At 69.6% G+C, this 21,565-nt stretch carries 21 protein-coding genes; 5 read left to right on the top strand and 16 right to left on the bottom strand.

The features are described from left to right. Positions 1-23: 23 nt before the first annotated feature. The 7 genes from ACAM52_RS15520 to ACAM52_RS15550 form a co-directional block, all read right to left on the bottom strand. On the bottom strand, positions 24-1,196 hold the full coding sequence (locus ACAM52_RS15520; protein ID WP_369647557.1) for an acyltransferase family protein: 1,173 nt from the start codon (positions 1,194-1,196) through the stop codon (positions 24-26). Next, the gene (locus ACAM52_RS15525) at positions 1,193-2,155 is read right to left on the bottom strand and encodes a nitronate monooxygenase family protein (RefSeq protein ID WP_062482679.1); all 963 of its coding nucleotides are present in this window, start codon (positions 2,153-2,155) and stop codon (positions 1,193-1,195) included. The genes ACAM52_RS15520 and ACAM52_RS15525 overlap by 4 nt, the downstream gene beginning before the upstream one ends. Before the next feature lie 80 nt (positions 2,156-2,235). Then, complete coding sequence (locus tag ACAM52_RS15530; RefSeq protein ID WP_062482680.1) at positions 2,236-4,026, bottom strand: acyl-CoA dehydrogenase; 1,791 nt, start codon at positions 4,024-4,026, stop codon at positions 2,236-2,238. Positions 4,027-4,112: 86 nt separating this feature from the next. Continuing rightward, complete coding sequence (locus tag ACAM52_RS15535; RefSeq protein WP_369647558.1) at positions 4,113-5,045, bottom strand: electron transfer flavoprotein subunit alpha/FixB family protein; 933 nt, start codon at positions 5,043-5,045, stop codon at positions 4,113-4,115. 13 nt (positions 5,046-5,058) lie between these two features. Beyond that, positions 5,059-5,808 carry an electron transfer flavoprotein subunit beta/FixA family protein gene (locus ACAM52_RS15540; protein ID WP_070060185.1) on the bottom strand — a complete coding sequence of 250 codons (750 nt, stop codon included), beginning with the start codon at positions 5,806-5,808 and terminating at the stop codon, positions 5,059-5,061. A gap of 136 nt (positions 5,809-5,944) precedes the next feature. Further along, positions 5,945-7,234 carry a mechanosensitive ion channel family protein gene (locus ACAM52_RS15545; RefSeq protein ID WP_369647559.1) on the bottom strand — a complete coding sequence of 430 codons (1,290 nt, stop codon included), beginning with the start codon at positions 7,232-7,234 and terminating at the stop codon, positions 5,945-5,947. Between the two features lie 39 nt (positions 7,235-7,273). Next, a complete protein-coding gene (locus tag ACAM52_RS15550; protein ID WP_062482261.1) occupies positions 7,274-8,227 on the bottom strand; it encodes a histone deacetylase family protein in 954 nt (317 codons plus the stop codon). A gap of 89 nt (positions 8,228-8,316) precedes the next feature. Between ACAM52_RS15550 and ACAM52_RS15555 the strand changes: the two genes are divergently transcribed. The 5 genes from ACAM52_RS15555 to ACAM52_RS15575 all read left to right on the top strand — a co-directional run bounded on the left by ACAM52_RS15555 (position 8,317) and on the right by ACAM52_RS15575 (position 14,053). Continuing rightward, a complete protein-coding gene (locus ACAM52_RS15555) occupies positions 8,317-9,237 on the top strand; it encodes an AAA family ATPase (protein WP_369647560.1) in 921 nt (306 codons plus the stop codon). Continuing rightward, the gene (locus tag ACAM52_RS15560; RefSeq protein ID WP_369647561.1) at positions 9,234-10,214 is read left to right on the top strand and encodes a DUF58 domain-containing protein; all 981 of its coding nucleotides are present in this window, start codon (positions 9,234-9,236) and stop codon (positions 10,212-10,214) included. The genes ACAM52_RS15555 and ACAM52_RS15560 overlap by 4 nt, the downstream gene beginning before the upstream one ends. Before the next feature lie 13 nt (positions 10,215-10,227). After that, positions 10,228-12,258: a transglutaminaseTgpA domain-containing protein gene (locus tag ACAM52_RS15565; protein ID WP_369647562.1), complete on the top strand. Its 2,031-nt coding sequence runs from the start codon at positions 10,228-10,230 to the stop codon at positions 12,256-12,258. 65 nt (positions 12,259-12,323) lie between these two features. Beyond that, entirely contained in the window at positions 12,324-13,427 is a 1,104-nt protein-coding gene (gene mltB, locus ACAM52_RS15570) for a lytic murein transglycosylase B (protein WP_062482271.1), read from the top strand. Positions 13,428-13,432: 5 nt separating this feature from the next. Continuing rightward, on the top strand, positions 13,433-14,053 hold the full coding sequence (locus tag ACAM52_RS15575) for an N-methyl-D-aspartate receptor NMDAR2C subunit (protein ID WP_369647563.1): 621 nt from the start codon (positions 13,433-13,435) through the stop codon (positions 14,051-14,053). Here the strand turns inward: ACAM52_RS15575 and ACAM52_RS15580 are convergent. The 9 genes from ACAM52_RS15580 to ACAM52_RS15620 form a co-directional block, all read right to left on the bottom strand. Then, a complete protein-coding gene (locus ACAM52_RS15580; RefSeq protein WP_369647564.1) occupies positions 14,032-14,553 on the bottom strand; it encodes a hypothetical protein in 522 nt (173 codons plus the stop codon). The genes ACAM52_RS15575 and ACAM52_RS15580 overlap by 22 nt on opposite strands. Beyond that, positions 14,550-15,623: a beta-ketoacyl synthase N-terminal-like domain-containing protein gene (locus ACAM52_RS15585; protein WP_369647565.1), complete on the bottom strand. Its 1,074-nt coding sequence runs from the start codon at positions 15,621-15,623 to the stop codon at positions 14,550-14,552. The genes ACAM52_RS15580 and ACAM52_RS15585 overlap by 4 nt, the downstream gene beginning before the upstream one ends. Next, on the bottom strand, positions 15,620-15,898 hold the full coding sequence (locus ACAM52_RS15590) for an acyl carrier protein (RefSeq protein WP_062476711.1): 279 nt from the start codon (positions 15,896-15,898) through the stop codon (positions 15,620-15,622). Before ACAM52_RS15590 ends, ACAM52_RS15585 begins: the two co-directional genes overlap by 4 nt. Beyond that, positions 15,895-17,052, bottom strand: coding sequence for an ABC transporter permease (locus ACAM52_RS15595; protein WP_369647566.1), 1,158 nt, complete (start codon positions 17,050-17,052; stop codon positions 15,895-15,897). The genes ACAM52_RS15590 and ACAM52_RS15595 overlap by 4 nt, the downstream gene beginning before the upstream one ends. A gap of 9 nt (positions 17,053-17,061) precedes the next feature. Next, complete coding sequence (locus tag ACAM52_RS15600; protein ID WP_159277463.1) at positions 17,062-17,970, bottom strand: ABC transporter ATP-binding protein; 909 nt, start codon at positions 17,968-17,970, stop codon at positions 17,062-17,064. After that, positions 17,970-18,950 (bottom strand): BtrH N-terminal domain-containing protein, encoded by a 981-nt coding sequence (locus ACAM52_RS15605; protein WP_070059462.1) that lies wholly within the window; start codon positions 18,948-18,950, stop codon positions 17,970-17,972. Before ACAM52_RS15605 ends, ACAM52_RS15600 begins: the two co-directional genes overlap by 1 nt. Continuing rightward, positions 18,947-19,342: a hypothetical protein gene (locus tag ACAM52_RS15610; protein ID WP_062476723.1), complete on the bottom strand. Its 396-nt coding sequence runs from the start codon at positions 19,340-19,342 to the stop codon at positions 18,947-18,949. The genes ACAM52_RS15605 and ACAM52_RS15610 overlap by 4 nt, the downstream gene beginning before the upstream one ends. Positions 19,343-19,429: 87 nt before the next feature. Next, the gene (locus ACAM52_RS15615; protein ID WP_095744797.1) at positions 19,430-20,566 is read right to left on the bottom strand and encodes a beta-ketoacyl-ACP synthase III; all 1,137 of its coding nucleotides are present in this window, start codon (positions 20,564-20,566) and stop codon (positions 19,430-19,432) included. After that, complete coding sequence (locus ACAM52_RS15620; RefSeq protein ID WP_369647567.1) at positions 20,556-21,560, bottom strand: dialkylrecorsinol condensing enzyme; 1,005 nt, start codon at positions 21,558-21,560, stop codon at positions 20,556-20,558. Before ACAM52_RS15620 ends, ACAM52_RS15615 begins: the two co-directional genes overlap by 11 nt. Positions 21,561-21,565: the final 5 nt, after the last annotated feature.

The following is a 21,565-nucleotide window of genomic DNA, read 5'->3' on the forward strand; positions in this document are numbered from 1 at the left end:
CACCGCAGCGGGTGCGGCGCGCTTCAGTACGACACGATGAGGCCGCTGACGAGCAATGCGGCAAAAAGTGTGCAGACGCTGCGCAGCGACGCCGGCCGGGCTTCGACCCCGCGGTACAGCAGCACCGCGGCGCCCACCGACAGGCCGAAGGTCGCGACCATGCCCAGCAGGTCGACCCACGGCCCGTGCGGCCCCAGGCCCGCCACCAGCGCGTTCACGGCGAGCAGCACCGGGAAATGGATCAGGAACAGCGAGTACGAAATGCGCCCCAGCTGCTGCAGCGGCACGGCCGCCGCGGGCCAGTGCGCGGGCGACAGCCACTGCCGGCGCTGCGCCACCGCGATCAGCAGCGCGGTCACCAGCGCGATGGCGATGCGGCTGCGCCAGTCGATGGCGAGCGCACCCGCCCCCACCAGCGCCAGCAGCGCGACGGCGCTGCACCAGGTGCTGGTGCGCGTGGCGCGGCCGACCCAGAAGGCCAGCATGCCGAGCCCGTAGGCGCCGAAGAAATAGAACGCCGTTTCGTCCAGCCGCGCCTGCCGGTTGAACAGCGCGAGCGACGCCACGGCCACGATGAACACCAGCGCCACCGGCGCCCAGCGCGCGGCCGAAGTGGGTTGTCGCAGCACGGCGGGCAGCCCGACCAGTGCGAGCGCCAGTGCGAACAGCTGGAAGTCGATGGCCACATACCAGACACCGGTCGACAACGACTCGTAGTTCAGCAGGTCCTGCAGCAGCAGCCCGTGCGCCAGCAGCTGACCGAGGCTCGGCTCTGCCGGCACCACCTCTTCACCCAGCCATGGCCGCGCCACCTCGGCCACCAGTACGCAGACCGTGAGTGCCGCAAGGTACGGCATGACCAGCCGGCCATAGCGCTGGAAGATCCGCGAGAGCGGCCGGTCCACGCGCAGCACGCCGTCGGGCGCGAGGCTCGCCGTGGCCAGGAAGCCGGCGATCACGAGAAAGACCTGCACCGCGAGCCGGCCGTCGTTCGCCAGCCAGCCGAAGAAATCGGGCGCCAGCACCTGCGCGCCGGCCGGCATCGGGCCGTAGCGCGCCAGGTGATGCCCGACGATCAGCGCACAGGCCAGGCCCTTGACCACGTCCAGCAGCGGCATGCGCCCCTGCCGCGCAGGCACGGCCTCGCCGCCACCGCTCGCAGCGGAGGTCGATGCCGGTGCGTGCGAACCGTTCAAAGTGCCAATCGCTGTCGTGCTTCCTGGTATTCGCGCTTGAGCTTCTCGATGAAGGCGCCCGCGCTCGCCACTTCGGTGATCGCGCCGATGCCCTGGCCCGAGCCCCAGATGTCTTTCCAGGCCTTGGCCTTGCTGCCTTCGCCGCCGCCGAAGTTCATGGTGGTCACGTCGCCTTCGGGCAGGTTGGCCGGGTCCATGCCGGCCTTGACGATGCTGGGCGCCAGGTAGTTGCCGTGCACGCCGGTGAACAGGCTCGAGTAGACGATGTCGTCCGAGTTGCCGTCCACGATGGCCTGCTTGTACTCCTCGCTCGCACGCGCCTCTTCGGTCGCGATGAAGGCGGTGCCGATGTAGGCGAAGTCGGCGCCCATGGCCTGCGCCGCGAGCACCGCGCCGCCGGAGGCGATGGAGCCAGACAGCGCGATCGGGCCGTCGAACCACTGGCGGATTTCCTGCACCAGCGCGAACGGACTCTTCACGCCCGCGTGGCCGCCGGCACCGGCCGCCACGGCGATGATGCCGTCGGCGCCCTTCTCGATCGCCTTCTGCGCGAACTTGTTGTTGATGATGTCGTGCAAGGTCACGCCGCCGTAGCTGTGCACCGCGTCGTTCACGTCGGTGCGCGCGCCCAGCGAGGTGATCACGATCGGCACCTTGTACTTCACGACCATCTCCATGTCGTGCTCCAGGCGGTCGTTGCTCTTGTGCACGATCTGGTTGATGGCGAAGGGCGCGGCCGGCTTGTCCGGGTTGGCCTTGTTGTAGGCCGCCAGCTCCTCGGTGATCTCGATCAGCCACTCTTCGAGCTGGGCGGCCGGGCGGGCGTTGAGCGCCGGCATCGAGCCGACCACGCCGGCCTTGCATTGCGCGATCACGAGCTTGGGGTTGCTGATGATGAACAGCGGCGAGCCGATGATCGGCAGCGGGAGGTTCGCGAGAACAGAAGGCAGCTTGGACATGTCGTCTCCGGGAAGGGGTTCGGTTTTATAAGAGCAAGGGGCCGCTGCCGCCCGTCAGATCGGCGACAGCGGCGTGTGCGTCAGAACGCTTCGAGCGCCAGCGCCGTGACGCTCTCGGCGCCTTCGACGATGCTGTCGCGGATGCCCGGCACCTTGTTCAGGATGTGCTCGGCGTAGAAGCGCGCGGTGGCGATCTTGGCCTGCATGAAGGCGACGTCCACGTTGTGCGAGGCCTGGTCCTGCGCCACGATGAGCGAACGCGCGAGCTGCCAGCCGGCCACGAGGTTGCCCGCGAGCATCAGGTACGGCACGCTGCCCGAGAACACCGCGTTCGGCGAGGCCTTGGTCTGGCCGGCGACGAAGTCGACCACGTCGATGAAGGCCAGGCGCGCAGCGGTCAGGCGCTTGAGGACGGCTGCGGCCGCGGCGCTGTCGCTCTTGGCGAGCTCGGCTTCGGTCTTCTCGATCTGCGCGGCGATCGCCTTGGCGGTCTGGCCGCCGTCGCGTGCGGTCTTGCGGCCCACGAGGTCGTTGGCCTGGATCGCGGTGGTGCCTTCGTAGATCGTGAGGATCTTCGCATCGCGGTAGTACTGCGCCGCGCCGGTCTCCTCGATGAAGCCCATGCCGCCGTGCACCTGCACGCCCAGCGAGGTCACTTCGAGGCTCATCTCGGTGCTGTAGCCCTTCACGAGCGGCACCATGAATTCGTAGAAGGCCTGGTTCTGCTTGCGCGCGTCGGCATCGGGATGGTGGTGCGCGGCGTCGTAGGCGGCGGCGGCCACCGAGGCCATCGCGCGGCAGCCTTCGGTGTAGGCGCGCATCGTCATCAGCATGCGCTTCACGTCCGGATGGTGAATGATGGGCGCGCTGGCGTTGATCGAACCATCGACCGGGCGGCTCTGCACGCGATCCTTGGCGTAGGCGACGGCGTGCTGGTAGGCACGCTCGGCGATCGCGATGCCCTGCATGCCCACGGCGTAGCGGGCCGAGTTCATCATGATGAACATGTACTCCAGGCCGCGGTTCTCCTGGCCCACGAGGTAGCCGACGGCACCACCGTGGTCGCCGTACTGCAGCACGGCGGTCGGCGAGGCCTTGATGCCCATCTTGTGCTCGATGCTCACGCAGTGCACGTCGTTGCGTGCGCCCAGCGAACCGTCGGCGTTGACCATGAACTTCGGCACCACGAACAGGCTGATGCCCTTCACGCCTTCGGGCGCGCCGGTCACGCGGGCCAGCACGAGGTGCACGATGTTCTCGGCCATGTCGTGCTCACCGTAGGTGATGAAGATCTTGGTGCCGAACACCTTGTAGGTGCCGTCGGGCTGCGGCTCGGCGCGGCTGCGCACCATGGCCAGGTCGCTGCCGGCCTGCGGCTCGGTGAGGTTCATCGTGCCGGTCCACTGGCCGCTCACGAGCTTCTCGAGGTACACGGCCTTGAGCTCGTCGGAGCCCGCGGTGAGCAGCGCCTCGATGGCGCCGTCGCTCAAGAGCGGGCACAGCGCGAAGCTCATGTTGGCCGAGTTGAGCATTTCGCCGCAGGCCGCACCGATGGTCTTGGGCAGGCCCTGGCCGCCGAAGTCCGCCGGATGCTGCAGGCCCTGCCAGCCGCCCGACACGTACTGCGCGAAGGCGTCCTTGAAGCCCTTGCTGGTGGTGACTTCGCCGTCCTTGAACGACGAGGGGTTGCGGTCGCCTTCGACGTTCAGCGGCGCCACCACGTCCTGGTTGAAGCGCGCGCACTCTTCGAGCACGGCCTGTGCGGTTTCGAGGCCGGCGTCTTCGAAGCCGGGCAGCTTGGCGATCTCGCCGATGTTGGCCAGGTGTTCGATGTCGAACAGCATGTCCTTGAGGGGGGCGGTGTAGCTCATGTCTTCTCTCCAGGGGCCGCGGTGGGAGCGGCAGATGTAAAAAAGGCATCGCGAACGATGCCTTCTGGCTCAATGCGTTGAAGCGATCAGAGCGCCTTCACGAGTTCCGGCACGGCCGTGAACAGGTCGGCCACGAGGCCGTAGTCGGCCACCGAGAAGATCGGCGCTTCTTCGTCCTTGTTGATCGCGACGATGACCTTCGAGTCCTTCATGCCGGCCAAGTGCTGGATCGCGCCCGAGATGCCCGCAGCGATGTACAACTGCGGCGCGACGATCTTGCCCGTCTGGCCCACTTGCCAGTCGTTCGGGGCGTAGCCCGCGTCGACAGCTGCGCGGCTGGCACCGAGGCCTGCGTTGAGCTTGTCGGCCAGCGGCGTCATCACTTCGTTGAACTTCTCGGCGCTGCCGAGAGCCCGGCCACCGGAGACGATGATCTTGGCGGCGGTCAGTTCGGGGCGGTCGCTCTTCGTGACTTCACGGCCCACGAAGGCGCTCTTGCCGCTGTCGGCGACGCCTTCAGCCGTTTCGATCGCTGCGCTGCCGCCGGTGGCGGCTGCAGCGTCAAAGCCGGTCGTGCGCACGGTGATCACCTTGGTGGCGTCGGTGCTCTGCACGGTGGCGATGGCATTGCCGGCGTAGATCGGGCGCTCGAACGTGTCCGGGCTGTCGACCTTGGTGATGTCGCTGATCTGCGCCACGTCGAGTTTGGCAGCCACGCGCGGTGCGACGTTCTTGCCGTTGGCGGTCGAGGGGAACAGGATGTGGCTGTAGTTGCCGGCGATCGCGAGCACCTGGGCTGCGACGTTTTCGGCGAGGTTCTCGGCCAGGCTGGCGCTGTCGGCAGCGATCACCTTGGACACGCCGGCGATCTGCGCGGCGGCCTTGGCGGCCTCGGCGGCGTTGGCACCGGCCACGAGGATGTGGACGTCGCCACCGCAAGCCAGGGCTGCAGTCACGGTGTTGAGGGTGGCCGGCTTGATGCTGGCGTGGTCGTGTTCGGCAATGACGAGTGCGGTCATGTTCGTTTCTTCCTCAGATCACTTTGGCTTCGTTCTTGAGCTTGTCCACCAGGGTGGCAACGTCGGGCACCTTGATTCCGGCGCCACGCTTCGGGGGCTCGCTGACCTTGAGGGTCTTCAGGCGGGGCTTCACGTCCACACCCAGGTCTTCAGGCTTGAAGGTGTCCAGCTGCTTCTTCTTGGCCTTCATGATGTTGGGCAAAGTGACGTAGCGCGGCTCGTTCAGGCGCAGGTCGGTCGTGATGACCGCGGGCAGCGTGAGCGTGAGCGTTTCCATGCCGCCGTCGACTTCGCGTGCGACGGTGACCTTGTCAGCTGCCAGGTCGACCTTGGAGGCGAAGGTGGCTTGCGGCAGGTCAGCCAAGGCAGCCAGCATCTGGCCCGTTTGATTCGCGTCGTCGTCGATGGCTTGCTTGCCGAGGATGATCAGCTGGGGCTGTTCCTTGTCGACCAGTGCCTTGAGCAGCTTGGCCACAGCCAACGGCTGCAGCTCTTCAGCGGTCTCGACCAGGATGCCTCGATCGGCGCCGATGGCCATCGCGGTGCGTAGGGTTTCCTGGCACTTGGCATCGCCGCAGGACACGGCGATGACTTCGGTCACGATGCCCTTCTCCTTCAGCCGAACCGCTTCTTCGACAGCGATCTCGTCGAAGGGGTTCATGCTCATCTTGACGTTGGCAATGTCCACCCCGGTGCCGTCGCTCTTGACGCGCACCTTCACGTTGTAATCGACGACCCGTTTGACAGGCACAAGAACCTTCATTGACTTGACTCCATTGGATTGCAAAAAGGGGGGCTTCGAGAGCAGCCGGCCATTTTAGGACGCCGGCCTTGGCTGCCTCTCCATTCTTCTTGTCGGCCTCAAGGGCCAAAAAAAGAACGATCGTGCTTTTCCGTGATTATAAAACAGCGGGAGGCGCTGCGGCCATTCCCGCCGGCAAAGATTCCACTCGCAACACCCGCTGCGGATAGGGAATGTCAATGCGGGCGGCGCGCAGTCCTTCGAGGATGGCGATGTTGATGGCCGAGCGCACGTTGTCCTTGCCCTTGTCAGGGTCGGCGACCCAGAAGTTCAGGCTGAATTCCAGGCCGTCGGGCGCGAAGGTGACGAGGTAGGCGATGGGCGCCGGGTCGGTCATGACGCGCGGCTGGGCCTTGGCGGCGTCGCACAGGATGCCCTGCACCTGCGCCACGTCGCTCTCGTAGCCGACCACGATGTTGGTAGTGATATTGAACTTGCGGTCGGCCAGTGAGAGGTTTTCGACCCGGCCGGTGATGAGCGATTCGTTCGGCACGATCGCCTCGCGCCCGTTGCCCGCGCGGATGAGCGTGTAGCGCGTCTTGATGTCGGTGATGCGGCCTTCGAAGGTGTCGACCTTCACGTTGTCGCCGATGCGGATCGAGCGCTCCAGCAGGATCACGAAGCCGCTCACGTAGTTGGCCGCCAGCTTCTGCAGGCCGAAGCCCAGGCCCACGCCGAGCGCGCCGCCCAGCACCGACAGCGCCGTGAGGTCGACCCCCACCGCCGACAGCGCGAACAGCAGGCCGATCAGCAGCAGGAAGGCTCGCACCGCGTTCGACGCCACCTTGCGCATCGACAGGTCGCTCACGGCCTCGCGCAGGATGCGTTTTTCGATGGTGCTGGAGATCCACAGCGCGATCATCAGCACCAGCCCGGCCGACAGCGCGCCCTGGATGATGGTCTGCAGGCTCACGCGGGTCTTGCCGAAGGCCAGCGTGATGTCGTCCAGTTCGGCCAGCACCGGCGGCAGCAGCCCGACGATCCACAGCACGGCGGCGATCCAGGCCAGCCAGGAGATGGTGCGCTCGATCAGCCGCACCAGGCTGGAGGTCGGGAACACGGCCCGCAGCACCCGCGCGAACAGCCGGATGACCGCCAGCGACAGGAACACCGGCACGGCGATGCGCAGCACCAGCACCACGGGCAGCAGGTCGAGCGCCAGGCGGCGCGCAATGCCGGTGAGCACCAGCGCGAGCAGCGGGAACAGCAGGCCGTCGAAGGTGCGCTCGCCGAACCAGATCGAATCCTTGGGCTGGTCGCGCCCGAACCATTTGCACACCGCCCATGCCACGCCCACGCAGGCCACGAGCACGGCGAGTTCGATGCCCAGGCCGTGCGCGTCGACCTGTCGCAGGCGCTGGAGGAAGTCGTCGAAATTGAAATTCATCGGTGAAAGAAACAGGGCGCCTCGCGGGCGCCAACCGGGTTACAGGTCCGCCAGCACGCGGATGTGCGCTTCCACGCTGCGCGCCAGGGCGTCCAGGTGGTAGCCGCCCTCGAGCAGCGAGACGATGCGCCCGCGCGCATGGCGCTTGGCGACATCGCGCACGCGGCCGGTGATCCAGGCGAAGTCGTTTTCGTTGAGGCCGAGCTGGCCCAGCTCGTCCTCGCGGTGGGCGTCGAAGCCGGCGCTGATGAACACCATCTGCGGCTTGAAGGCCTCGAGCCGGGGCATCCAGATCGCCTCGACCAGCTCGCGCACGTCCATGCCCTTGGTGTAGGCCGGAATGGGCAGGTTCAGCATGTTCGACGCCGGGTGCTCGGTGCCGCTGTACGGATAGAACGGGTGCTGGAAGAACCCGACCATCAGCACGCGCGGGTCGTTCGACAAGATGTTCTCGGTGCCGTTGCCATGGTGCACGTCGAAATCGACGATGGCCACGCGGTCCAGGCCGTGCACCTCGAGCGCATGCCGCGCGGCAATGGCCACGTTGTTGAAGAAGCAGAAGCCCATGGCCTGCTCGCGGCAGGCATGGTGGCCCGGCGGGCGCACGGGGCAGAAGGCGTTCTCGATCTCGCCGGCCATCACGGCATCGGTGGCCGCCACGGCGGCACCCGCGGCGCGGCGCGCGGCCAGCAGGGTGAAGCGGGTCAGCACGGTGTCGGGGTCGACCTGCGCATGGTCGGGGCCGCCGGCGGGCGCGTCGGCCACGAGGCGCTGCTGCAGTTCCTCGAGGTGTTCGACATGCGCGTGGCTGTGGGCCCGGGTGATCTGTTCCAGCGTGGCCAGGGGCACCTCGCCCCGCGCCAGCGCGTCGCCGACGCCGGTCAACAGCAGCCGGTCTTCGATGGCATCCAGCCGCTCGGGGCATTCGGGATGCCCGTTGCCCATGTCGTGCTTCCAGAAGTCGCGATGCGTGAAGTAGCCTGTCTTGCCCATCTCTCACCGTGTCTCGTGTCGTCGCGTCTAGACCTCACGCAGCATGGGGCCGCAAGGTCTTACGGTATCGTTTGCATATGGATACAAATATGGACGTAGCCGCGAAGCTAGCCTCTTTGCTGAGTCAGCTTAACACGGTGATTGTTGGCAAAGAGGCCCAGGTGCGCGACTGCGTGGCCTGTTTGCTGGCGGGCGGGCACCTGCTGATCGAGGACGTGCCGGGGGTCGGCAAGACCACCCTGGCCCATGCGCTCTCGCATACCTTCGGCCTGCAGTTCTCGCGCGTGCAGTTCACCGCCGACCTGATGCCGGGTGACCTGTCGGGCGTGGCGATCTACGACCGGGGCCAGCAGGCCTTCGTGTTCCACCCCGGGCCGATCTTCGCGCAGGTGCTGCTGGCCGACGAGATCAACCGCGCCAGCCCCAAGACCCAGAGCGCGCTGCTCGAGGCGATGGAAGAAAAGCAGGTCACCGTCGAGGGCGAGACCCGCCCCCTGCCCTCGCCCTTCTTCGTGATCGCCACGCAGAACCCCCAGGACCAGCTCGGCACCTTCGCGCTGCCCGAGTCGCAGCTCGACCGCTTCCTGATGCGCATCTCGCTGGGCTACCCCGACCGCGCGGCCGAGCGCCAGCTGCTGGCCGGCGCCGACCGCCGCGAGATGCTCGCCGGCCTGCCCGCGATGCTGACCGCCGGCGAACTCACCGCCCTGCAGCAGCGCGTGCAGCAGGTGCATGCGGCCGAGCCGCTGCTGAACTACCTGCAGGACCTGATCGCCGCGACCCGCTCGGGCCGCTGGTTTTTGCAGGGCCTGTCGCCGCGCGCCGGCATCGCCGTGCTGCGCGCCGCCAAGGCGCAGGCGCTGCTGGCCAACCGGAACTACGTGGCGCCCGACGACGTGCAGGCCGTGCTGCCGCAGACCATCGCGCACCGCCTCACGCCCGTGGGCGATGCCGGTCGCGGCGCCGTCGAACAGGTGCGCGCCATGATCGCCGAGGTGCCGCTGCCGTGAACCCTGTCGGCGTCCTGCGCTCGCGCATCGACGGCTGGTTCCTCTCGCGCCGGGCCCCGTCGGACACGCTCGAGCTCACCCAGCGCAACGTCTACATCGTGCCCACGCGCGCCGGCTGGACGCTGGCGGCCACGCTGCTGGTGCTGCTGGTCGCGTCGATCAACTACCAGCTCAACCTGGGCTATCTGCTGACCTTCCTGCTGGCCGGCAGCGTCGCCGTGGGCATGCATGTGTGCCACGCCACGCTGCGCGGGCTGGCGCTGCGCATGGTGCCGCCCGAGGCGCAGTTCGCCGGCGCCGCGGCGGTGCTGCGCGTGGTGCTGCACAACGAACGGCGCAGCGTGCGCTACGGCATCGGCATGGCCGTGCGCGGCAGCGGCCAGTGGGCCTGGACCGACGTGCCCGCCGAAGGCACGGCCACGGTGGAGATCGCCTTCCAGCCCGAGCGGCGCGGCCTGCACCCGGTGCCGCCGCTGACCGCCGAGACGCGCTTTCCGCTCGGCACCTTCCGCGTCTGGACGGTCTGGCGCCCGGCCGCGCAGCTGCTCGTGTACCCGACGCCCGAAGCCCATCCGCCGCCGCTGCCGGCGGGCGAGCCGCTCTCGGGGCCCGCCGCCGCGTCGGCCGCGGTGCGGGCGCAGAACGCCGGCGAGTACGACGGCGTGCGGGCCTACCGGCGCGGCGACCCGCTCAAGCTCGTGGTCTGGAAGAAGGCGGCCCGCGCGCAAGCCAACGGCTCCGAAGACCTCGTGAGCCGCGACACGCAGCACACGCAGCGCGAAGAGCTCTGGCTCGACGCGCACGCCGCCGCGCTGCCCGACACCGAGGCCCGCCTCTCGCGCCTGTGCGCCTGGGTGCTCATGGCCGACCGGCTGGGCGTGGACTACGGCGTGCGCGTCGCCGGCCGCACGGTGAAACCGTCGCAGGGCGAAGCGCACCGGCGCGCCTGCCTCGAAGCGCTGGCGCTGTGCGCATGAACGAGGTCACCGCATGAACCGGGTCGTACGCGAACTCACCGCGCTACCGAGGGACGCACGGGACACGCTGTTCCTGCTCTGCGTCATCGGCCTCATCCTGCTGCCGCAGGTGGACGAGCTGCCTTGGTGGTGCTCGGCCATCACCGCCATGGTGCTGCTGTGGCGCGCCTCGCTGGCGGTGCAGGCGCGCCCGCTGCCCAGCAAGTGGTGGCGCATCGCGCTGCTGGCGCTGGCGCTGGCCGGCACCTACGCCACCCACCGCACGCTGCTGGGTCGCGACGCGGGCGTCACGCTGGTCGTGTGCCTGCTGGCGCTCAAGACGCTGGAGCTGCGCGCGCGGCGCGACGCCTTCGTGGTCTTCTTCCTGGGCTTCTTCGCGATGCTCACGAACTTCTTCTATTCGCAGTCGCTGCTCACCGCCTTCACCATGCTGCTGGCGCTGCTGGGCCTGCTGACGGCGCTGGTCAACGCCCACATGCCCGTGGGCCGGCCGCCATTGATGCAGGCCGCGCGCATGGCCGGCTGGATGGCGCTGGCGGGCGCGCCGGTGATGCTCGCGCTGTTCCTGCTGTTCCCGCGCTTCGCGCCGCTGTGGGGCACGCCCGGCGACGCCATGGCCGGACGCACCGGCCTGTCGAACACGATGCGGGTCGGCACCATCGCCGAGCTGGCGCTCGACGGGAGCATTGCGGCGCGCATCAAGTTCGACGACAACCGCGCGCCGCCGCAAAGCCAGCTGTACTTCCGCGGCCCCGTGCTGGCGCAGTTCGACGGCCGCGAATGGACGGCGCTGCCGACCTGGGCGCGCAGCGGGCAGTCGGTGTCGAACCTGCGCACGCGCGGCGAGCCGGTGCGCTACGAGGTCACGCTCGAGGCCAGCCAGCGCCCGTGGCTGCTCACGCTCGACGCCGCGCCGCGCGCGCCCGAGGTGCCCGGCTACGAGGTCACCGGCACACCCGACCTGCAGTGGTTCGTGAACCGGCCGATCATGGACCTCGTGCGCTACCGCGCCGAGAGCCACCCGCAGTTCCAGAGCGGCCCAATAACGCGCACCGGCAGCCGGCTGCAGCCCTACCTGGCGCTGCCGCCCGGCAGCAACCCGCGCACCGCCGCCCTCGCCGCCCAGATGCGTGCCGACCCCGCGCTGGCCGGCGCCGATGCCAACGCCTTCGTGCAGGCCGCCTTGCAACGCCTGCGCACCGGCGGCTACACCTACACGTTGGAGCCCGGCGTGTACGGCAACGAGACCGCCGACGAGTTCTGGTTCGACCGCAAGGAAGGCTTCTGCGAACACATCGCCTCGGCCTTCGTGGTGCTGATGCGCCACCTGCAGATCCCGGCACGCATCGTCACCGGCTACCAGGGCGGCGAGCTCAACAACGTCGACAACTACTGGGTGGTGCGCCAGAGCGACGCGCACGCCTGGGCCGAGGTGTGGCACGAAGGCGCGGGCTGGGTGCGCGTCGACCCGACCGGCTCGGTCGCGCCGGGGCGCATCGGGCAGTTCCAGCGCCTCACGCCGCAGCCCGGCCTGCTGGCCGGCGCCATCGGCGTCATGAGCCCGACGCTGGTGCAGAACCTGCGCGCCGCCTGGGAGGCCGTGAACAAAGGCTGGAACCAGTGGGTGCTCAACTACACGCAGAGCCGCCAGCTCGACCTGCTCAAGACCCTCGGCTTCAACGCCCCGAGCCTGGAAGACCTGGGCTACGTGCTGCTGTACCTGCTGGTGGCCGCGAGCCTGGCCGGCGCCGGCTGGACGCTGTGGGAGCGCAGCCGGCACGACCCGTGGCTGCGCCTGCTGGGCCGGGCCCGCGCGCGCCTGGCCAAGGCCGGCCTGCCGCTGCCCGAGACAGCGCCGCCGCGCCAGATGGCCCAGGCCGCCGACGCCCGCTTCGGGCCCGCCGCGCAGGCCGTGCGCGACTGGCTGCTGAAGCTCGAAGCCCAGCGCTACGCGCCCGCCGCATCCGGCCCATCGGCCTCGCTCGCCGCGCTGCGCGCCGAGTTCCGCCGGCTGCCCTGGCCGTCCGCACCACCTCGCGCCTGAAGCGCGGCTGCAACCACATGTGTCCCCCGAAAGTGCGCATGCGCACGGGCGGCACAATCGTGCCCATGTCACACGCCTTCCCCACGCCCTTGCGCGCCGCAGTGGCCGCCACCGCCCTCCTCGCCGCCTGCGTCGCCTGGCCTACGGGCGCCCTGGCCCAGAAGCCCCAGGCCAATGGCCGCCCCGCCGTCACGCCGGTGCGCGGCAGCACTCCGTACGCCACGCGCGACGACGCCATGGCGTTCGCCGACGACGTCGCCCAGCGCCGCAACCTCGACCGCGACTGGGTGCGCGCCACCATCGGCGCCGCGCGCTTTCTGCCCAACGTGCCGCGCCTGATGCTGCCGGGCCCCGTCGGCACCGTGAAGAACTGGCAGACCTATCGCAGCCGCTTCATCGACCCGGTGCGCATCGCGGCCGGCGTGCGCTTCTGGCGCGCCAATGCCGAGACGCTCGCGCGCGCCGAGGCCACCTACGGCGTGCCGCCGGAAATCATCGTCGGCATCGTCGGCGTCGAGACCATCTACGGCCGCAACATGGGCAACTTCCGCGTGATCGATGCGCTGGCCACGCTGTCCTTCGACTTCCCGCAGGGCCACCCGCGCGCGGCCGAGCGCATCGCCTTCTTCCGCGGCGAACTCGAGAGCTTCCTGAGCACCGAAAGCCGCACCGCCGACGACCCGCTCACGCCCGTGGGCAGCTACGCCGGCGCCATGGGCATGCCGCAGTTCATGCCCAGCAGCATCGCCAAGTACGCGGTCGACTTCGACGGCGACGGCCGCATCGACCTCGTGAACAACCCGGTCGACGTGATCGGCTCGGTGGCGAGCTACTTCAAGGGCTTCGGCTGGACGCCGGGCATGCCGTCGATCTATCCGGTGCATTTCGAGGAAGCGCGCCTGAAGAAGGCGCTGCTGCTGGCACCCGACATCCTGCCGACCTTCAGCGCCGACAGTTTCGTGGCCGCGGGCGCCGTGCCCGAGGGCGAAGGCCTGAAGCACAAGGGCCTGCTCGCACTCATCGAACTGCAGAACGGCCTCGACGCGCCGCCGACCTACGTCGCCGGCACGCGCAATTTCTACGTGATCACGCGCTACAACTGGAGCAGCTACTACGCGATGTCGGTGCTCGACCTCGGCCAGGAGGTCAAGGCCGCGATGGAGCAATAACCGCGATGACACCGCAGGCGCTGCACGCGAACTGGACCGCCGCCTGGCAGGCGCTGGGCGTGGCCTCGCCCGACGACGCATTGCGGCTCGAACTGCAACGCCGCTACGGCGAGCCGCAGCGCCACTACCACACGATGCAGCACCTCGGCGAATGCCTCGCGTGGTTCGACCAGGAACAGGCATTGGCCGAACACCCCGGCGAGGTGGCGCTGGCCTTATGGTTCCACGACGCGATCTACGACGTGCATGCGCACGACAACGAAGCGCGCAGTGCCGACTGGGCGCGGCAGGCACTGCAGGCGGCCGGCGCGAGCGATGCGTCGGCCGACCGCGTCCACGCGCTCGTCATGGCCACGCGCCACGACGCCGTGCCCGAGGGCCGCGACGCCGAGCTGCTGATCGACATCGACCTGTCGATCCTCGGCGCCGAGCGCGCGCGCTTCGACGAGTACGAGCGCCAGGTGCACGCGGAATATGGTTTCGTTCCCGAGGAGATTCGCCTGCCGCGCCGGCGCGCGATCCTCCAGCGCTTTCTCGACCGCCCGGCGATCTACGCCACGCCGCGCCTGCACGCGCTGCTCGAAGCGCGGGCGCGCGAGAACCTTCAGCGTTCGATCGCCGCCTGATCGGTCGGCACCAGCCGCCACCATTCGGAGCGCGGCGGCACGTCGCCGAACGTCTCCTCCACCACCCCGAACAGCAGCCCGTCGCGCCCCGCGCCCAGCTGCGACAGCGCCAACGGCCGCGCGAGATCGCGGCACAGCATGAAGCTCGCATCGCCCTGCCAGTCGAGGCAGCGGCCAACCTCGGCCAGCATCAGCGCGGGCTGGCCCTGCATGAAGGTGAAGGGCATCGGCAAGCCCGCGTCGAGCTGCGCCAGCCCCGCGCGCGTGGCCTCCCACGCGCCGCGCCGGCTGGTCACGCGCAGGCGCGCGCCCGCCGGCAGCGCGGCTTCGCCGGCCGCGTCGAGGCAGCGCAGCGCGCCGTACATCGCCAGCTCGGTCCACAGGCCGACGCGGCGCGGCCGGCGGCCCAGGCGGGTCGTGAGCGCGTCGCGCCAGTCGTCGGGCGGCGGATGCGCCACGACATGCGCGACGGTGCGCCAGGGGGTTGAAGCCTGGCTCATGCGACGTTGCAATCCTTGAGCACCAGCGACGCATGCCCGCCGCCGAAGCCCACCACGTTGAGCAGGATGTGGCGCAGCCGCGCCGGCGGTCCGTCGCTCAGCGCGATGCCCAGCGTCTCGTCCAGCGCGTAGCCGACCGACGGCCAGGCGCCGCCCTCGATGCAGCCGACCAGCAGGGCCAGCTCCGCCGCCCCGGCCGCGCCCAGCGTGTGGCCGATCGCCGACTTGAGCGACACCAACGGCGGCAGCGGCGCGAACACCTGCCGCAGCGCCTCGACCTCGATCGCGTCGTTGACCGGGCTGCCGGCGGCCTGCACCTTGATGAGGTCGATGTCCGCGGGCTGCAGGCCGCTGCGCGCCAGCGTGTCGCGGCACATCGCGCGCACGGCGCTCGCCTCGGTGCCCGAGGGGTTGCGGCCGTCGACCACGTTGGCGCCGCCCAGCAGCGCCCAGCGCGCGGGTTGCGATCCGAGCCGCAGCGCCGCCACCGCTTCGCCGAGCACCAGCCCCTGGCGCCCCGCGCCGAAAGGGCGCGCGCTGTCGGGCGCCAGCAGCTGCATCGCGCCGAAGCCGGCCACGGTGAAGCGGTTGTCGAGTTCGGCGCCGATCACCAGCGCCTCGCGGGCTTCGCCTGCCCGCACCATGTCTGCGGCCGCCAGCATCGCGTTGAGCGCCGAGGTGCAGGCGGTCGAGACGGTGAAGACCGGGCCCTGCCAGTCGAGCGCGGCGGCGGCGATGTCGGCGAAATCCTGCAGGTCGCCGCTGAGCCGCGCGTCGTGCTGTGCGTGTTCCATGGCCCCGATGTCGAGCGACGAAGAGGCCACGAACAGCGGCCCCTGCCGGTCCAGCCCGTCGCCGGTCTGCGCGACCACGCGGCGCACCGTGTGCTGCACGCGCTGCGCCCAGTCACCGGGCGGCACCGCCAGCGTGTAGACCGGCCACTGCAGGCCTTCGGCCACCGTCACCGGCGTGGGCGGCACGCCACCGCGCCGCAATGCCGCGAGCGCCGACGGCACATCGTCGCCGAGCACGCAGGCCAGGCCCATGCCGGCCAGGTACACCGGACTCATGCCTTGCCCGCTTGCGCCAGGTGTTCCGCCAGGTGCGCGATGGAGGTCATGGCGCGGCGCGTGTCCTTGCTGTCGGGCATGCGCAGGCCGAAGTGCTGCTGGATCGCCATCGACACCTGCAGCGCGTCGAGCGAGTCGAGGTCCAGCCGCGCCTCGGGGCCGAACAGCGGCTCGTCGTCGCCGAGGCCGCCGGGCGGCGCGTCTTTTTCGACAGCCTCGAGCACGAGGGCCTTGAGGCGGGCGATGAATTCAGGAGAAGAAACGGTGCTCGTCACGGTGCGCGCCTGCGAAACAGAAAGACAGCCACGAAAAACATGAGGGCCGCGAACGCCACCAGCCGGCCGACCTGCGGCAGCACCTCGGCCACGCCGCCGCCGCGCAGCAGCACGGTGAGCAACGCTTCGAGCCCCCAGTTCATGGGAGAGATTTCGACCATGCGCTGCATGAAGCCCGGCATGACGAACTTGGGCACCATGATGCCGCCCGCCGCCGCCATCAGCACATTCACCATCGGCCCGAGCGTGGCGGCCTGCGCATGGCTCTTCACGAGGCAGGCCACCGCCAGCGACAGGCTCACCGCCGCCAGGCTCACGGCCGCCAGCGACAGCAGCAGGCCGCCCCAGTGGATGCCCGCGAGCGAGAGCGCGTCGCCGCCGATCAGCGGCATGAACCAGATGCCCGCCGCCAGCATCAGCAGCGCCTGCAGCGCGTTCACGCCGAGGTAGGGCAAGGCCTTGGAGGTCAGCAGCATCGAACGCGACACGCCCAGGCTCTGCAGCCGGCCGAGCGCGCCCGAGCCGCGCTCCTGCACGAACAGGCTCGAGAGAGAAGCGACGACGAAGAACATGCCGAACACCAGCCAGGCCGGCACGTTCTGCTGCACCGACGTGGGCCGCGGGCCGGCCGTGGCAAAGCGCTCGGCATGCACCATCGCCTGGATGGACGCGTCGGGCGCGGGGCTGGCCGTGCCGGGCACCGCCAGCGCGAGCCGCGCCTTGAGTTCGCCCGAGGCCCCGATGAGTTCGGCGCGCAGTGCGTTGAACAGATTGGCGTCGATGCCGGGTTCGGCGAGCAGGCGGATGTGGGCGCGCGTGGAGAGCGCGGCCGATTCCAGCTCGTCCGACAGGCCCGGCTCCAGCACGATCACGTACTTGAGCGTGCCGCTGCGCAGCCGCGCCTGCCAGTCGCTGCCCAGCGGCTGCGGCGCGCCGTGGCTGCGCTGCCAGATCTGCAGCAGCCACTTGGCGGGCGTGCCGCTGTCGCGCGCATCGACCGCGTAGCTCAGCTCGGCCAGCGGCGGGCGGTAGATGTCCTTCAGCGTGAGCGACATCAGCACGATGAACACCATCGGCATGACGAACAGCACGGCCAGCCCGTGCATGTCGCGCACGAGGGCCAGCAATTCTTTTCGGATGAGCGCAAGGAGCATGGCGTTCGGTCAGTCGCGCAGCGAGCGGTGCGTGAGCGCCATGAAGAGCTGCTCGAGGTCGTGCCGGCCGAACTCGGCCTGGCGCACCTCGATGCCTTCGGCTTCGAGCGCGGCCAGCACGGGGCCGGGGCCGGTGCCTGCGTTCAGGTGGATGCGCCAGTGCGCCGCGCCCTGCTCCACCGTGCCGAAGCGCGAGAGCCTCTGCGCGTCGAGCCCGTCGGCGGCCAGCGTCAGCAGCATGGCGCTTTGCGACAGCAGCGCGTCGAGCGGGCCTTCGCGCAGCACGCGGCCCTGGTCGAGGATGGCCACGCGGTCGGCGATGGCCTCGATCTCTTCCATGTAGTGCGAGGCGTAGATCACCGCCGCGCCGGCCTGCGCCAGGCTCTTGATCGCATCGAGGATGAAGGCGCGCGACTGCGGATCGACGCCCACCGTCGGCTCGTCGAACAGCATCAGCTCGGGTTCGGGCAGCAAGGCGATCGCGAGGTTGAGCCGGCGCTTCAGGCCGCCCGAGAGCCGCTCGGCGCGCACGCCCGCGAACTGCTCGAGCTGCGCGAACTGCGTGCAGGTGTCGATGCGCGCCTTCTTGCGCGCACCCGAGAGGCCGCCGGCCGCGGCGAAGCAGGCCAGGTTCTCGGCCACGGTGAGCATCGGGTAGAAGGCCTGGTCCTGCGGCGCCACGGCGATGCGCGTGGGCGCCTTGGCGCGCACCTGCTGCAGGGGCTGGCCGTCGATGCGGATGTCGCCCGACTGCACCGCGAGCGCGCCCGACAGGTGCGAGATCAGCGTGGTCTTGCCGGCGCCGTTGGGCCCCAGCAGCCCCAGCACGCAACCGCGCGGCACGGCGAGCGACACGTCGGCCAGCGCGGCCTTGTCAGCGTGCGGGTAGCGGTAGCCGAGCTGGTGCAGCTCCAACATCAGGCAACAGCGGCCTTGAGGTCGCGGAAGAAGGTTTCCTCTTGCTGCGCCTGCTCGCGCAGCTTGCCGGCGAGCGCCACCGGATCGACCGGCTCGCGGCCCTTGACCATGCGCGCCGCCTTGAGCGCGAACGCGCGCCAGCCGTCGCCGATGGCGATCAGGCGTTCGGACATCTGCGTGAGCTGCGGCTTGTCGAGCAACTGCGCCGCCTCCTGCAGGAAGCCCGCGTAGATGAAGCGAAAGCCCGCCCCGCCCGTGCCGATCTCTTCCTGCATGCGCACCAGATGGCCGATGAAGTCGACGCTGCGCGGATCGCTCGGTGACAGCTTCTGCATGCGCTTGGCCAGCGTGCGCATGCCGCGCACGCCCACGATGGGCACGGGCGCGAGCATGTTGCGCACGGTCTTGCGGATGGCCTTGGTGACCGAGGCGGCATCGACCGCCTTGCGCTCGATGGCCTGCGGGTAGTACATGAGGCCCTTGGGCGCCAGCACGCCCTTGGCGAAGCGGGCGCGCGACAGGTCTTCGCTGGCGCAGCGCACGGGCTCCTCGAACACCGGGTCGCTGATCAGGTAGTCGTCGCCGTCCTTGCCGTAGACCAGCAGGTTGTGCGCGTTGAAGTGAAAGCGCATGTTCGGCGGAAAGTACGGCAGCCAGTAGACCGAGGTCTGCAGGCCCACGAGCTGGCCGTCGGCCAGCAGCGCGTCCAGCCGCTGCTGCCCCGCTTGCGGGCTGCGGAAGGTCTCGAAGCGAAAGCGCGCGGCCATCGGCGCCAGCAGGCCCTTGATGATGGCCTTGGGCGGCATGCGGTACGAGATGAGCGGCAGGCCCGACAGCTTGATGAACGGCAGGTAGGCGAACGACAGCGCCGAGGACAACCCCAGCGCCATCGCCTCGCTCATCGGCGCGCCGTGGTGGCGCATGAGGCTGGAGATGACGCCGCTTTCGCAGTGCGCCGCCTGTTGGTGTTGGAAGTTCACGGCAGGCCTTGCAGGGTGGAAACGGGCAGCCCCAGCGCTTGGCCGTAGCGGGCGAGCTGGGCCGGCGACAGCGCGGCGAAATGGCGCGGCTGCAGGTGGCGGCGCACGCGCCACTGCCAGAAGCCGCTGGTCTGCGAGAGCAGCGCCACGTCCATGCGGCGCTCGTACATCCAGTACTCGAGCGGCGAGGCCAGCCCGGCCTTCACGCGCGCCTTGGCCTCCTGCGCCTGCTCGACCAGCACGTCGACCGCGTGGCTGGTGACGATCTCTTCCGCCTCCCAGCCCTTCGAGGTGGTGGTGACGACGCGGCCTTGCGCGTCGCGGGCGTACATCAGCTTGGAATGGCCTGCGAGGGTCGCGTTGCCCTCTTGGGGCACGGCATCGAGGTCCATGTCAGGCCTCCCGCCGGGCCGCCCCAAGGGAGGCCTGCGCCCCCTCGGGGGGCAGCGATACGCGAAGCGATGAGCGTGGGGGTAAGGTCATACCGCCTCCAGGTAGATGAAACCGCTCGAGAAGCGACCGCTTTCCGGCACGAACATCAGGAGCTTCTGGCCAGGCTTGATGCGGCCCGAGCGGAACAGCTCGTCGAGCATGATGTACGGCGAGGCCGAGCCCGTGTTGCCCTTGGTCGCGAGGTTGCTGAACCAGCGCTCACGCGGAATCGGCAGGCCCAGCGCGGCCAGGCTTGCGGCCACGGGCTCGACGAAATAGTGCGACGACAGGTGCGGCAGGAACCAGTCGATGTCGTCGGTCTTGAGCCCGCGGCGCTCGATGATGGCGGCCAGTGGCTCGGCCAGCGTGGCGCGCACGATGTTGTCGTTGAGCAGGCGCACGTCCTGCTTGACGGCGAAGGTCGAGTCGCGCTGCCAGTCGGCCGGCGAGGTGCGGGCCCAGCCGTCGAGGCCGCCCTGTTCGTTCTTGTCGGCGCCGGCGTACATGCACACCGGCAGCTCGTGCGCCGCCGACGACAGCTCGATCCATTCGACGCGCAGCGACAGCGGCCCGCGCGGCTCGCGCTCCAGCAGCACCGCGCCGGCGCCGTCGGACAGCATCCAGCGCAGGAAGTCTTTCTCGAAGGCGATCTCGGGGCGCGCTTCGAGGGCCTCGAGCTTGTGCTCGAGCTCGGCCTCGAAGTTGATGCCGCGCATCACGGCCGAGGCCAGCTCGGAGCCCGTGGCGACCGCGCGCCGCGCATCGCCCGCGCGCACCGACAGCCATGCATGCTTGAGCGCCGCCGCGCCGGCCAGGCAGATGCCGGCGCAGGCCACCACCTCGAGCCGGGGCCAGCCCAGTTCGCCGTGCACCATCACCGCGTGGTTGGGCATGAGCTGGTCGGGCAGCGAGGTGCCGGTGGCCAGGCAGTCGACTTGGCCGATGTCGTCGCCCAGCGCGCGGATCGCCGCGGCGGTGAGCTGTGCGTTGGTCATGGCCAGCTGGCCGGTGGCGCGGTCGATGGCGTAGTGGCGCGACTGGATGCCGTTGCTGCGCAGGATGAGGCGTCGCGCACGCGACACCTTGCCGCCGATGCGGCCCAACACTTCTTCGATGTCTTCGTTGCTGACCGGAGAAAAAGGCAGGAAGGCAGCGGTGCGGGTCAGGAAAACATCAGTCGTCATAGAGAGGGAGCCGGTCCGTGGCAGAGCCCGACGGGCGCTCGAATTGAGCCGTCATTTTAGTCAGCCACCCTCGGAACAACGGCCGCAGCAGGGCCTGCAGCGTCAGGCTCACCGGCACGACGGTGACGATCAGTGCCAGCAGGAACAGCACGTACAGCAAGAGCAGCGGTTTACGCACCGCCGCGCCCGGCCCGCCGGCCGCCATGATCAGCTTGCCCCAGAGGTAGAAGCTGCGCGTGCCGGCCTTCTCGCTGATGAGCAGCCGCGCCTGGGCGCGCACCGCGCCCAGCCCGGCCAGCAGGGGCGCGTCGCCCTGCTCGCGGCCTTCATGCAATGCGTCGCGCAGGGCCCGGCCGAAGCGGCCGCAGCCGCGGATCTGTTCCTCGCTCAGGCCCGCGTCGGGCATGCCCCAGAAGCCGCGCTTGCGACCCCAGATGAGCCAGGCCGGCGTGGTGAAGAAGGTGGCGAGCGTGGGGCCGGGGTCGGTGAGCACCACGTTGTCGATCAGGCGCGCGCCGGTGGCGGCGAGCAGGCCCTTGAGCTTTTCGTGGGCCAGCAGCCACATGTTGCGGCAGGCAATGACCGTGACCACGGGTTTTCCCTTGAGCAGCCGCGCCGCCACGGGGTGCTGCAGGAAGGCCACGACCGGCTGCGCGGGCGCGAGGAACCAGACCTGGTACGGCAGGATGACGAGGTCGAAGTCTTCATCGCCCGTGAGCGTGAGCGGCGCCAGCGGGCCCGGCTTCAGGTGGGCCGACTCGGGGAACGCGTCGAAGAAGGTCAGGAAGGGCCAGGGAAAGGGAAAGCGCTGCAGCGGCCGCAGCGTTTCCACGCGCAGTTCGATGCCCGCGTCGGCGCGCAGCGGCGCGGCGATCTGCCCGGCCACGCGGTCGAGTTGCCCGGTCTGCGAGTACTGGATCAGCAGGACGCGTTTGACACGCGCGCTCGGGGTGGCAGGAGGGCTGGCGGTGGGGCTGGAAGAACTTGGATTCACTGGCG

Source organism: Variovorax sp. V118, assembly GCF_041154445.1.
GTDB classification, from domain to species: Bacteria; Pseudomonadota; Gammaproteobacteria; order Burkholderiales; family Burkholderiaceae_C; genus Variovorax; species Variovorax boronicumulans.

Coding starts and splice junctions, on each gene's coding strand:
- ACAM52_RS15600 (WP_159277463.1), bottom strand. CDS start 17,970: ATGTTGGAGCTGCACCAGCTCGGCTACCGCTACCCGCACGCTGACAAG.
- ACAM52_RS15580 (WP_369647564.1), bottom strand. CDS start 14,553: ATGAGCCAGGCTTCAACCCCCTGGCGCACCGTCGCGCATGTCGTGGCG.
- ACAM52_RS15525 (WP_062482679.1), bottom strand. CDS start 2,155: ATGTCCAAGCTGCCTTCTGTTCTCGCGAACCTCCCGCTGCCGATCATC.
- ACAM52_RS15530 (WP_062482680.1), bottom strand. CDS start 4,026: ATGAGCTACACCGCCCCCCTCAAGGACATGCTGTTCGACATCGAACAC.
- ACAM52_RS15540 (WP_070060185.1), bottom strand. CDS start 5,808: ATGAAGGTTCTTGTGCCTGTCAAACGGGTCGTCGATTACAACGTGAAG.
- ACAM52_RS15545 (WP_369647559.1), bottom strand. CDS start 7,234: ATGAATTTCAATTTCGACGACTTCCTCCAGCGCCTGCGACAGGTCGAC.
- ACAM52_RS15615 (WP_095744797.1), bottom strand. CDS start 20,566: ATGACGACTGATGTTTTCCTGACCCGCACCGCTGCCTTCCTGCCTTTT.
- ACAM52_RS15565 (WP_369647562.1), top strand. CDS start 10,228: ATGAACCGGGTCGTACGCGAACTCACCGCGCTACCGAGGGACGCACGG.
- mltB (WP_062482271.1), top strand. CDS start 12,324: ATGTCACACGCCTTCCCCACGCCCTTGCGCGCCGCAGTGGCCGCCACC.
- ACAM52_RS15575 (WP_369647563.1), top strand. CDS start 13,433: ATGACACCGCAGGCGCTGCACGCGAACTGGACCGCCGCCTGGCAGGCG.
- ACAM52_RS15585 (WP_369647565.1), bottom strand. CDS start 15,623: ATGAGTCCGGTGTACCTGGCCGGCATGGGCCTGGCCTGCGTGCTCGGC.
- ACAM52_RS15595 (WP_369647566.1), bottom strand. CDS start 17,052: ATGCTCCTTGCGCTCATCCGAAAAGAATTGCTGGCCCTCGTGCGCGAC.
- ACAM52_RS15610 (WP_062476723.1), bottom strand. CDS start 19,342: ATGGACCTCGATGCCGTGCCCCAAGAGGGCAACGCGACCCTCGCAGGC.
- ACAM52_RS15555 (WP_369647560.1), top strand. CDS start 8,317: ATGGACGTAGCCGCGAAGCTAGCCTCTTTGCTGAGTCAGCTTAACACG.
- ACAM52_RS15535 (WP_369647558.1), bottom strand. CDS start 5,045: ATGACCGCACTCGTCATTGCCGAACACGACCACGCCAGCATCAAGCCG.
- ACAM52_RS15550 (WP_062482261.1), bottom strand. CDS start 8,227: ATGGGCAAGACAGGCTACTTCACGCATCGCGACTTCTGGAAGCACGAC.